This is a genomic window from Paraburkholderia sp. SG-MS1 (assembly GCF_012275575.1).
Lineage (GTDB): Bacteria > Pseudomonadota > Gammaproteobacteria > Burkholderiales > Burkholderiaceae > Paraburkholderia.
In genome coordinates, this window is sequence record NZ_NPIH01000083.1 from 1 (window position 1) to 11,563 (window position 11,563).

The following is an 11,563-nucleotide window of genomic DNA, read 5'->3' on the forward strand; positions in this document are numbered from 1 at the left end:
GCCATCTCCCTTACCCCCGGCAGCGCCACCCGCGTCCTTGCCTTTCGCACCCGACGGCCGCGCAGGGCCTTGCGCGGGAATCGGCAGACCGGCAGGCACGGCGTCGAGACTGAGCGTTGCGCGGACGAAATTGCGCAGCGAGACAACCAGTTCAGCGGTATGGATGGTTCGCCCCTGCGTCATCTCCGTCGCGGCGCGAGCGGCGAGCCGCACCTGTTCTTCGGTGCCCAGCAGGATGATGTCGGCGAGTGCCGCCTCGACGGCGTCGCGGATGCGTCGCGACCGGTCCGAGGCATTGGGGTCGTGCGTTTGCACAGACTCGCCGTGGCTTGCGGCATCGCCACTGACTGCCTCGAGCGCGGCCTGCGCGGGCGCGGGCACCGCCATCGACGCGCGTTTCAGGTCACGCAGATGAGTGGGATCGACCGCGAGGCTGCCCGTGAACGAACCACCCAGGGTCTTGTACGCCGCAATCAGCGTGCGCAGCCGTTCGTTGATCTGCCGGTTCTCGCGTTCCCGCCGCCGCTGCACGGTTTGCATCAGCAATAGCCGGATGCCGACACCGATCAAGGTGATGACGGCGAGCCCGAATAGCGTGGACAGCATGGCTTGCCAGGAACTGAAATCGAAGTTACGCATGAGTAGGGTCCTTGGGAGAGCGAGCTGCTTCCGGCATGGCGAACTGCCCAAACCGCCGGCTCGTGAACGGGGCGCCGGCAGCGAGGATTCATGTTTTCGGCAACGCGCGTTTGCCGCGGCGCTTGCGCGGCTTCGGCTCGACCCCGACACGCTCGTCGCGGGCCATCACCAGGGTCGTCATCTGTTCGACGACGATTTCAAACGCCGGATCGTTCTGCGAGATGTACAGCCATTTGCCAAGCACGGGATGCGGCTGCAAAGCCGGCATCTCGGCGATGAGCGCGGCATGACGCTCTTTCGACGTGCAGACTAGCAGGCCATTCCAGGGTTCGCCACGGTCGGCGGCGATCAGACACAGGAGGCCGTCGACATAAGCGGCCGCACAGCCGAACATCTGCTTCTGGACGAAGGTCGAATCGCACTCAAACGCGTCGAATATCCAGACGAGGGAATTGCGGATCGAAGAAGGCATCTCGGAGAAGTCTCGGGTAACAGGAGCGAAGACAAGCTTACCCAATCTCCGCCGCGCAGTACCACGAGGCCGCGAACACGCTGCGTCTGCCGTCGTGGACGCGCTATGACCAGGGCGTCCGCTACAGCATGGCGGTCACCAGCGAGGACGTGGTGTTGCGCGCCAATATCGAGGATCTGTTCGGCAGCCGTTACTCGATTCAGCAGGGCACGTATATCACGAACGCGCCGCCGCGCGCCGCGCTCCTGTCCGCGCAGATCGATGTCTGATGCCGGCAGGCGAGTGAGATGAACAGCCGAATGGAACGCTGGCGTTCTTTCGGCTTGTTTTTTTGAATCGGAGAAACCGCATTTGAGCCGACCAGCAGGTATACGTGAACCCCATCCGCCGGGCTATTGCGCTGAACGCGAGCCTCGAATGCCGCGCCTCACGCTCGAGCGCAAGGCGGCCGGTCGCCGTTTGCGCGAGAACGTGAGCATATCGATGAAGTCGTTTCAGTCTTGCGCAGGAAGGGGCAGCTTTCCGTCAGATCGTCGATGCCGACGTCGCGCTTCAGTGCTTCACGAACGCATGCAACAACCGGTTGAAAGCGCCCGCGTTCGACACGTTCATCCCGTGCGAAGCGCCTTCGATGGTTTGCCGTTCGGCATAGTCGATCCATGTGGAGAGCTTTTCCACATTGTTGCGGAACATGCGCGGACTCTTTTGACCATCGATGAGCAGGGTCCGGCACTTCACATCGCGTGCCGTTTCGTGGGAGTAGGCGGGCAAAGGGTCGCGCAGTTGCTTGGGCAGCGTGCCCGCATTGTCGATCGCCATCGCGCGGAATGCAGCCGGGCTTTTGCGCCACGCGCCGGGCATGCTCACCGAGTCGACGAAAAGCTCGAGTCCCTCGTCGATCTGCTGGCTCTCGATCAGTTCGGCGACGCGCGCACGCAGCACGTTGGTGGAGGCGGGCAGGGTCGCCGCCGTCATCCCTTCGACGTGCAGCGGACCGCCCGGGTCCGCGAGCGTGAGCGTCTTCACGAGCCGCGGATAGTCACGCGCAACGTTGAACGCGACGCAGCCGCCGCGCGAATGACCGACGAGATGCACGGGCCCGAGATCGATCGCCTCGATGAATTCGGCCAGCTCGGCCACATGCGTCTGCCAGCCGAACTCGCTCTGGATGCAAGCCTCGCTGGCCGGCCAGTAGTGGCTCAGACTCACCGAGATGCAGCGCAAGTGCTGCGACAGCGCCGAGGTCTGCGCGCTCCAGTAGCGATAGTCGCAAAGCGAGCCGTGCACGAACAGCAGCGGTTCGCCCTCGCCACACTCGACATACGGTACGCAGATGCCCGATGCGATGGTCGCAAAGGATATTTCTGGTACGGCAAGCACTGCGAGGTCGGTACGGGCGTTCATTGACTGGCTCCTTTGCCGGCACTATGCCCGATTCCTTTATCTTGGAAAATCGCGTAATATTGATTGAATCCATCAATTTTTCTGATAGTGACTCGCGGCCATGAAGGCTCTTGACCTCGACGTGCTGACCATGATCGTCGCCGTGGCCGATACCGGCAATATCAGCCGGGCGGCGGAGGTCGTGCATCGCTCGCAATCGGCGGTCAGCATGCAGATCAAGACGCTCGAAATCGCGCTGGGCAAGCCGCTCTTCGTCCGTAAGCCGAGAAGCGTGAGCCCGACCCAGGACGGCGAAGTACTGCTCACCTACGCGCGCCGCATGCTGGCGTTACGCGACGAAGCCTGGGCGGCCGTGGTTCGGCCGGACGTGACCGGCCGCGTGAGCATCGGAGTGCCGGACGATTACGCGTCGTCGCTGCTGCCGCCGATCCTCAAGAAGTTTTCCGCGACCTACCCGAAGGTGGAAATCCGGGTGGTGGGTTTGCCGAGCGTGGCGCTCGCGCCGATGGTGAAAGACGGTTCCGTCGACCTCGTGTGCGCGACGCGCATCAAAGGACTGTCGGGCGAGTTCATCCGGCTCGAACCCATGGAGTGGGCGGCGGCGCCGGGCGCCGATGAAATATGGCGCGAGCGGCCGCTGCCAATTGCCGTGTTCCTGCCTGGCAGCGTCGCGCGGGAAAACGCGATTCGCAGCCTCGAACGCGCGAAGATTCCGTACCGGACCTCGTATGAAAGTCCGAGCCTGCTCGGGCTGCTGTCGATGGCGGAAGCAGGGCTCGCCATCGTGCCGCTCGCGCAATGCGCCGTGCCGGCCCACTTCGCGCGGCTCGGGCGTACGCACGGATTGCCCGAGATTCCGGCGCTGGAGATGGTGCTTGCGCGAAGTACGGCGTCGAATCGTCCGCCGTGCGATTTTCTGGCGGAGAAGATCGTCGCGGAGTTGAGGCGCTAGCGCCAAACGTTCACCTGTCGTGCGTGTGACCGGCGGAGCGAAACTTCCGGCGCTGGCGCGCGAGCGACGCCGGCGTCCGCGTGAGGCTGCAATGGTGTCATTCCACACGCTGCCGGAGTCGGTCTTGAGAAAGCGCGGCTACCAGCAGGTGCCGCGTGCTCGCTCAGGTTCAGGCGCATAGACCTCACCCACAAGCCGGCTTGGCCTTCTTGCAAGCATCGGCCAACTGCGGCGGCGGATCTTTCTTGAACACGGTCTTATAAGATTCAAGCACATTCGACTGAACCACCGGCAGGGACTGCACACCGATCCACGCCGGCGGTGTCTGTCCGATGAGCGCCTTCATCATCGCCGTGGCCTCGGCCACGCCCTGATCATACGGACGTTGGGAGCCGGTCGCCTTGAGCGGTCCGCCCCTGGCGATCTCGATCGCGGACTGAAGACCCAGATCGACCGTCGTCACCGGAATATTCACGCCTTGTGCGCGCATCGACGTCAGCGTGTCGAGCGCCGGTTGGTCCCAGACAGCGAACAGCCCCTTCACGTCCGGATTGCCGGTCAGAAAATCGCCCGCGATCTGCCCCACTTTCGACGGGTCCGTAAAGGCAACCTGTTTGATCTTGATGTCCGGACGATTCTTCCTGATCCAGTCGTTGACGGCCTTCGTGCGCTCCGTCGTGCTGAAGTAATCGACGCCGAAATTCACGAGCCCGATCGTCGCGCCCTGCGGCACGCACGACGCGAGCACCTTCGCGGCGATCTGGCCATTACCTTCGCTGTCCGCCGAAATCATCGATGCGTATTGCTCCGGATGCTTCAGGCCGGTCGGCACGTTGTCCATGAACACGAGCTTGATGCCGGCCGCGGACACTTTTCTGTACGTGGCGGCCGTCGCCGTGCCGTCGACCGGAATGGAGATGATGCCATCCGGATGGCGCTGGATCGTGTTCTCGATATCGGCGATCTGCTTGTCGACCTGGTACTCGGCTGAGGCCGTGCCGATCACTTCCACGTCGTATTTCCTGAGGGTATCGGTGATGCCTTGCACCTGCAATTGCGACCAGTCGAGGTTCATGGTCTGCATCGAAATGCCCACCTTGAACTTGCCGGCCTTGATCTTCGCGATATCGGCGTCGGTCAGCTTGATGGTATCGACGGAGGCCGCTTTTTCGCCGTTCGGTCCTTGCCCGACGATCGTCTTCGGGCCGATCGACCCTGCCGGCAAGCTGGTCACGCATTGCGCCCACGCGGCCGGCGCAGCGAGCGCCGCGACGACGGCCGCCGCGACGACGCCGGTTAGAACATTTCTCGAGCCACGACGATGTTTCATGATTCTCCTCCGTTGGTTTTTCCTGTTGGGTGTTACGTCTCCAGCCATTCACAAGAACCGGGGGCACGTGATATCGCGCGTGGTCGGCGTGTCCCGCATCACTTCCGGGTAAACGCAACCGCCGCGACGATGATGACGCCCTTGATCACGAGTTGCAGCGACGAGCTGACGCCGAGCAGCACGAGCCCATTGTTGAGCGTGCCGATGATGAGGCTGCCGAGCAGCGTGCCGAGCACGAAGCCGCGACCGCCGAACAGGCTGCAGCCGCCGAGCGTCACGGAGGCGATCACATCGAGTTCGAGTCCCTGCACGACGTCGGGGCGTGCCGCATGCGAGCGCGCGGAGAGCACGAGCGCGGCGAGCCCGGCCAGCGCGCCGGTGAGAATGAAGGCGAGGGTGGTCACGCGCCGCGTGTTGATGCCCGAATAGAGCGCGGCAGTCGGATTGCCGCCTGCCGCGTAGATCTGCCGGCCGAACACGCTGTAGTGCAGCAGCAGGATGCCGGCGATCACGGCCAGCGCGGTCCAGATGATCGGCACCGGCACGCCCGCAATGTCGCCTTCGCCGAAGATCGCGATGAAGGAGTCGTTGGTAATGATGACCGGCTTGGTCGTCGTGACCATCAGCGCCAGTCCGCGCGCGGCGCTCAAGGTGCCGAGCGTCACGAGAAACGACGGAATATTGAGCCGCGTGGTCACCACTCCGTTGATCGCGCCGACCATCGCGCCGGTGCCGAGCCCTGCGATCGCGCCGATGATCCAGTTGTCGCCGATGTACGTCATGGCGAGTGCCGCGGACATGCCCGATAACGCGAGGCTCGACCCTACCGACAGATCGATCTGCCGCGCAATGATCACGAAGGTCATGCCGATCGCGACGATCGACACGAGCGCGGTCTGCCGGCCGATGTTCAGGAAGTTGTCGATCGATAAGAACCATGGCGAGGCGAAACTGAAGACCACCAGCAGGATCGCGAACGCGCCATAGAGCGCGTAAGGCCGGTCGCCTTGCAGCAGCAGTTGCGCAATGCGCCGCGCGCGGCTTTTCTGCGGCGGCGACGCCTGCCGTTTGGCCGTCAGCGGCGAGACGGAATCGTTCATGTTGCGTGCGCTCCGACGGACGTCTTCCCGGGAGACTCGATGGAAGTACGGGACAGTTGAATCAGGTGATGAAGCGCTTCGGCGTTGGCGAGTCCGGCACGCTCGACGGTCTTGACGATGCAACCGTCCGCGACGATGGAAATGCGGTCGCACAGGCGCAGAAGTTCGTCCAGGTCCGAGGACACGACGAGCACGCCGGTGCCCGCCTGCGCGGCGTCATGGACCACGCCGTAGATTTCCTCGCGCGCGCCGACATCGACGCCGACGGTCGGCTCGTCGAGCAGAAGCAGCTTGGGACGCGGGTGATTCCACTTCGCGAAGACCACCTTCTGCTGGTTGCCGCCGGACAGGAATTTGACCGCGGTCGAGGCGCCGGGCGCCTTGACGGATAGCGCTTTGATCGAGCGCTTCGCCTGTTGCACGGCCGCCTGGCTGCGCAGCCATCCCCAGCGGGAAAAATGCGGCAGGCGTGGCAAGGTGAGGTTGCGCTCGATCGAATGGTCAAGGACGAGTCCTTCGAGGTGGCGATCCTCGGGGACGAGCGCGATACCGAGTTGGATCGCTTCGGCGGGGGTGTTGCGCGAGCGGGCTTGACCGTCGATGTCGATCGCGCCCGCTTCGATCCTGCGAATGCCGAAGATGGTCTGCAGGATTTCACTGCGGCCACTGCCGATCAGACCCGCGAGACCGTGAACCTCGCCGCCGCGAACCACGAGGTCGACATCGTGAAGGCGGTCATTACTCACGTTCGCGAGCCGCAGAACGGGTGCGCTATCCCCACTTCGCGCGGCGCTGGTTTGCGTGGTTACGGCAACCGGCACCTCGTCGGTCACGCCGACGGCAGTCTCCTCTCTGGCATGCAGAGCCGCATGGCCCGCGCCGACGATCGCCGCGACCAGTTGCTTCATGTCGGTGTCGGCGGTCTGGAACACGCCGGCGTTGGCACCGTCACGGAACACGGTGACGCGCTGCGAGATCCGGAAGACCTCATTCAGCCGATGCGTCACGTAAATCACGCCCACGCCGCGATCCGTGACCGCGCGAATCGCGTCGAACAGGATTTGTTCTTCGCCGCCCGTCAGCGCCGACGTCGGTTCATCGAGGATCAGCACTCGCACGTCGCGCATCAACGCCTTGCAGATCTCGGTCATTTGCCGGTAGGCGAACGGCAACGTGCCGACCGGCGTGCGCGGATCGAGCGGAATGCCGCGCGAGCGCAGAAACTCGCTAACGGTAGCCATCAGCTGGCGATTCTTCACGAAACCGAGACGCGTGCGGGGCTCGCGCCCCAGCATCAGATTGGCGCCGACCGACAGCGATTCGACGAGGCTCAAATCCTGGTAGACCACCGCGACGCCTGCCGCACGCGATTGCGCGGGCGAGTCGAACGCCACTTTCTGGCCGTCGATTTCGACGGCGCCGTCGTCGTAGGTATGAACGCCGCTGAGGATCTTGATCAGCGTGGACTTGCCCGCGCCGTTTTCGCCGAGCAGCGCGTGAACTTCACCGGGCAGCACCTCGAGGTCGACGCCGCGCAGCGCCTGCACGCCGCCAAACCGCTTGGTGACGCCCGCAACACGGATCAATGGAACCTGACGGGATGGCGCGGCCGCGACCGCATCCGGCTCATTCATCTGGCTTGTCTCCTTCGTCGATGCGACGAAATTTTTTCTGTGCGAAGCGCGCCGGTCACAGCCGATGTTGTGATCCTCGCATCATGAATTTGGTGCGTCAATCACATTCATCGCACTTTCAGGCCCCTTAAGTGCCTGCTTATGTGAAGATTGCGTCGCAGAGCTTGTTATGATTCTATCAATCGTTGTAGCATAAGTGCGAACAAATTGTCGGCGGCTGTTGTGCGCCGCGCCAAATTCCGGATGTCCCATGCCTGAAGCTCCTTCGTTGTCTTCGTCGGTCGTCGCGCTGCGCGGCGGGCCGCTCATCCATCCGGTGCGCAATCCCGGCACGCCGTTCGACGCGTCATGGCTGGACGGATTGCGCGTCAACCAGTCCGCGGTGGAACGGCGCACGGCCACGCTGGCCACGCGCCGCACCGTCAAGAAGGATGCGCAGGCCGCGTGGCTGTTGAAAGCGCTCACCTGCATCGACCTGACGACGTTGAACGGTGACGACACCGAAGGCCGCGTGCGCCGCCTGTGTGCAAAAGCGCGCCAGCCAGTGCGCGCCGATCTGCTCGAAGCGCTCGGCATCGCGCCGCAGGGCATCACCACAGGGGCGGTCTGTGTGTATCACCGCTTTGTCGCGGCGGCGGTCGATGCCTTGCGGGGCAGCGGCATTCCAGTCGCGGCGGTATCGACCGGGTTTCCTGCGGGCCTGATTCCGCATCCGTTGAAGCTCAAGGAGATCGAGGCGTCGGTGGCGGACGGCGCAATGGAAATCGACATCGTCGTGACCCGCGAACATGTGCTGACCGGCAACTGGCAGGCGCTATACGATGAAGTGCGCGAGTTCCGGGCGGCCTGCGGGCCGGCGCATCTGAAAACGATTCTGGCCACCGGCGACATCCGCACGCTGTCCAATGTCGCCCGCGCATCGATGGTCTGCATGATGGCCGGCGCCGATTTCATCAAGACCTCGACCGGCAAGGAAGGCGTCAACGCGACGCTCGACGTCTCGCTCGTGATGGTGCGCATGATCCGCGAATACGAGGCGCGCACCGGCGTGCCGATCGGCTTCAAGCCGGCGGGCGGCGTGTCGAGCGCGAAGTCCGTGCTGGCGTATCAGATTTTGATGAAAGAAGAACTGGGCCGTCCGTGGCTCGAACCGGAGCTGTTCCGGATCGGCGCGTCGAGCCTGCTGGCCGATATCGAACGCCAGCTCGAACATCACGTGAGCGGCCGTTACTCCGCTTTCAACCGTCACCCCGTAGCCTGAACCAAAGACCGATCCCATGAGCGTAGCCGAGTATTTTTCATCGATGGAGTACGGTCCCGCACCCGAGGACGATCAACCCGCGCGCGCGTGGCTCGCGCAGCATGAGGCGAGCTTCGGGCATTTCATCGGCGGCGCGTGGCATGCGCCCGCCGCCGGGGAGCGCTTCGTCTCGCACGCGCCCGCGACGGGCGAGCGGCTCGCGGACATCGCCCAGGGCGACGCGGCCGATATCGACGCGGCGGTGGCCGCCGCGCGCGCCGCGCAGCCGGGCTGGCTCGCGCTGGGCGGCGCGGGGCGCGCGCGGCATCTGTATGCGCTCTCGCGCATGGTTCAGCGTCACAGCCGGCTGTTCGCCGTGCTCGAAGCTCTCGATAACGGCAAGCCGATTCGCGAAACGCGCGACATCGATATTCCCCTTGTGGCAAGGCACTTTCTGCATCACGCGGGTTGGGCGCAGTTGCAGGAGAGCGAATTCGCCGACTATGCGCCGCTCGGCGTGGTCGGCCAGATCGTGCCGTGGAATTTTCCGCTGCTGATGCTCGCGTGGAAGATCGCACCGGCGATTGCAACCGGCAATTGCGTCGTCCTCAAGCCCGCCGAATACACGCCGCTGACCGCGCTGCTGTTCGCCGAACTCGCGCATGGGGCTGGCTTGCCGGCGGGTGTGTTCAACGTTGTGACGGGCGATGGCCGCACCGGTGCCGCGCTCGTCGAGCATCCGCAAGTCGACAAGATCGCTTTCACCGGTTCGACGGAAGTCGGGCGCTCGATCCGTGCGGCCACGGCCGGCACGGGCAAATCGTTGACGCTCGAACTCGGCGGCAAATCGCCTTTCATCGTGTTCGACGACGCGGATCTGGACGGCGCGGTCGAAGGCGTGGTCGACGCGATCTGGTTCAACCAGGGGCAAGTCTGTTGCGCGGGCTCGCGGCTGCTCGTGCAGGAGGGGATCGAAGCACGCTTCACCGCGAAGCTGAAACGCCGCATGGCGACGCTGCGGGTGGGCACGTCGCTCGACAAGAGCATCGATATCGGTGCGATCGTCGATCCGGTGCAACTGGAACGTATCCAGTCGCTCGTGGAAAGCGGACGGCGCGAAGGCTGTGCGGTGTGGCAATCGCAGGAAACCTCGCTGCCGTCCGGCGGCTGCTTTTATCCACCGACGCTCGTGACCGGTGTCGCACCGGCTTCCGTTCTCGCGCAGGAAGAAATCTTCGGACCGGTGCTCGTGACGATGAGCTTTCGCACGCCGGATGAAGCCATTGCACTCGCCAACAACTCGCGCTATGGACTGGCCGCAAGCGTGTGGAGCGAAACGATCGGCCGCGCGCTCGACATTGCGCCGCGCCTTGCATGCGGTGTCGTGTGGATCAATGCGACGAACCTGTTCGACGCGGCGGTCGGCTTTGGCGGCTATCGCGAATCGGGCTACGGCCGCGAGGGCGGACGCGAGGGCATATACGAATACCTGAAACCGCGTGCGTGGCGCAATCTTGCGCAGCGTCAGGCGGCGCGGCGCGGCGAGCGATCTGCTGGTGCCGTTATGCGCGGTCCGTTGGCGGATGTCGCATCGGTCGTCACATCGATCGACCGGACTGCGAAGCTGTTCATCGGCGGCAAGCAGGTGCGCCCGGATAGCGGCTACTCGTTGCAGGTTCGCGCACCGGATGGCACGCCGGTGGGCGAAGTGGGCGAGGGCAATCGCAAGGACATTCGCAATGCGGTCGAGGCGGCGCGCGCGGCGCAGAAGTGGTCGCAGGCGAGCACGCATAACCGCGCCCAGGTGCTCTTCTATCTGGCAGAGAATCTTGCCGTTCGCGCCGATGAATTCGCGCGGCAACTGGTGGTGCGTAATGGCGCGGCCGAAGCGGCGGCGCGGGCGGAAGTGGACGCATCCGTCGCGCGTTTGTTCAGCTACGCCGCGTGGGCCGACAAGTTCGACGGCGCCGTGCATACGCCGCCGCTGCGCGGCGTCGCGCTGGCGATGCACGAACCGCTCGGCGTGATCGGCATTGCGTGTCCGGACGAGGCGCCGTTGCTTGGCTTCCTTTCGCTGGTGGCGCCCGCGCTGGCGATGGGCAATCGCGTGGTCGTGTTGCCGGGCGCGGCGTGTCCGCTGACGGTCACTGATTTCTATCAGGTCGTCGAGACGTCGGATGTGCCCGCTGGCGTGCTGAACATTGTTACGGGCGAGCGCGCGGCGCTGCTGCCCGCGCTTGCCAGACACGACGATGTCGACGCCGTCTGGTGCTTCGGCGAGGCCGCGGACTCGACGCTGGTCGAACGCGAGTCGGTCGGCAATCTGAAGCGCACTTTCGTCGATCACGGCCGCCAGTTCGACTGGTTCGACCGGGCAAGCGAAGGCCGGCCGTTTCTGCGTCAGGCCGTGCAGGTAAAGAACATCTGGATACCGTACGGAGACTGACCGGCAACCGTGCCGAACGGATCAACGACACGCACGCCAACCAGAAAATGGAGGAGACAACGTGCTGAAGAATCTGGATCTGCAGTTGAAGGCCGACGTGCTGCGAGCACGCCGGGCATCGAATGAAACCTCCCTGAACGAAGCCGCCAGGGAGGAACACGAATGAACACGTCTTCGCGCAGGAACGGACGCGTCGTCATTCTCGGCATCTACGTCACCGACCTGACGTTTCGCGCCGCCCGCATGCCGCTGATCGGCGAGACGATCGCGGGCACGGCATTCGCGATGGGACCCGGCGGCAAGGGCTCGAACCAGGCCGTGGCGGCTGCGCGCGCGGGCGCCGAGG

Annotated in this window: 12 protein-coding genes; 5 read left to right on the top strand and 7 right to left on the bottom strand. The window is 64.3% G+C overall.

Annotated features, from left to right (window positions below):
* Together CIC12_RS05535 and CIC12_RS05540 are read right to left on the bottom strand one after the other, a co-directional pair.
* On the bottom strand, nucleotides 1-639 hold a 639-nt coding region (locus tag CIC12_RS05535; protein ID WP_168662924.1), incomplete at its 3' end, for a hypothetical protein.
* 88 nt (nucleotides 640-727) lie between these two features.
* Nucleotides 728-1,111, bottom strand: coding sequence for a hypothetical protein (locus CIC12_RS05540; protein WP_168662926.1), 384 nt, complete (start codon nucleotides 1,109-1,111; stop codon nucleotides 728-730).
* 128 nt (nucleotides 1,112-1,239) lie between these two features.
* On the opposite strand from CIC12_RS05540, the gene CIC12_RS05545 reads away from it, so the two are divergent.
* The gene (locus CIC12_RS05545; RefSeq protein ID WP_342030504.1) at nucleotides 1,240-1,380 is read left to right on the top strand and encodes a hypothetical protein; all 141 of its coding nucleotides are present in this window, start codon (nucleotides 1,240-1,242) and stop codon (nucleotides 1,378-1,380) included.
* 283 nt (nucleotides 1,381-1,663) lie between these two features.
* Here CIC12_RS05545 and CIC12_RS05550 read toward each other — a convergent pair whose 3' ends face one another.
* On the bottom strand, nucleotides 1,664-2,515 hold the full coding sequence (locus CIC12_RS05550; RefSeq protein WP_168662928.1) for an alpha/beta fold hydrolase: 852 nt from the start codon (nucleotides 2,513-2,515) through the stop codon (nucleotides 1,664-1,666).
* A 100-nt stretch (nucleotides 2,516-2,615) separates the two neighbouring features.
* On the opposite strand from CIC12_RS05550, the gene CIC12_RS05555 reads away from it, so the two are divergent.
* The gene (locus CIC12_RS05555) at nucleotides 2,616-3,467 is read left to right on the top strand and encodes a LysR substrate-binding domain-containing protein (protein WP_174771931.1); all 852 of its coding nucleotides are present in this window, start codon (nucleotides 2,616-2,618) and stop codon (nucleotides 3,465-3,467) included.
* Nucleotides 3,468-3,651: 184 nt separating this feature from the next.
* On the opposite strand, the gene CIC12_RS05560 is transcribed toward CIC12_RS05555, so the two are convergent.
* The 4 genes from CIC12_RS05560 to CIC12_RS32945 form a co-directional block, all read right to left on the bottom strand.
* Nucleotides 3,652-4,797 carry a substrate-binding domain-containing protein gene (locus CIC12_RS05560; protein WP_168662931.1) on the bottom strand — a complete coding sequence of 382 codons (1,146 nt, stop codon included), beginning with the start codon at nucleotides 4,795-4,797 and terminating at the stop codon, nucleotides 3,652-3,654.
* A 98-nt stretch (nucleotides 4,798-4,895) separates the two neighbouring features.
* Entirely contained in the window at nucleotides 4,896-5,897 is a 1,002-nt protein-coding gene (locus tag CIC12_RS05565) for an ABC transporter permease (protein WP_168662933.1), read from the bottom strand.
* Complete coding sequence (locus CIC12_RS05570) at nucleotides 5,894-7,531, bottom strand: sugar ABC transporter ATP-binding protein (RefSeq protein ID WP_168662935.1); 1,638 nt, start codon at nucleotides 7,529-7,531, stop codon at nucleotides 5,894-5,896. The genes CIC12_RS05565 and CIC12_RS05570 overlap by 4 nt, the downstream gene beginning before the upstream one ends.
* 81 nt (nucleotides 7,532-7,612) lie before the next feature.
* On the bottom strand, nucleotides 7,613-7,783 hold the full coding sequence (locus tag CIC12_RS32945) for a hypothetical protein (protein WP_238812384.1): 171 nt from the start codon (nucleotides 7,781-7,783) through the stop codon (nucleotides 7,613-7,615).
* Here CIC12_RS32945 and deoC point away from each other — a divergent pair.
* The 3 genes from deoC to CIC12_RS05585 form a co-directional block, all read left to right on the top strand.
* A complete protein-coding gene (gene deoC / locus CIC12_RS05575) occupies nucleotides 7,782-8,792 on the top strand; it encodes a deoxyribose-phosphate aldolase (protein ID WP_168662937.1) in 1,011 nt (336 codons plus the stop codon). The two genes, CIC12_RS32945 and deoC, sit on opposite strands and share 2 nt — an antisense overlap.
* 16 nt (nucleotides 8,793-8,808) lie before the next feature.
* Nucleotides 8,809-11,217 (top strand): aldehyde dehydrogenase family protein, encoded by a 2,409-nt coding sequence (locus CIC12_RS05580; protein WP_168662939.1) that lies wholly within the window; start codon nucleotides 8,809-8,811, stop codon nucleotides 11,215-11,217.
* A gap of 162 nt (nucleotides 11,218-11,379) precedes the next feature.
* Nucleotides 11,380-11,563, top strand: a 184-nt coding sequence (locus tag CIC12_RS05585; protein WP_238812386.1) for a PfkB family carbohydrate kinase, incomplete at its 3' end; no start/stop codon positions are given.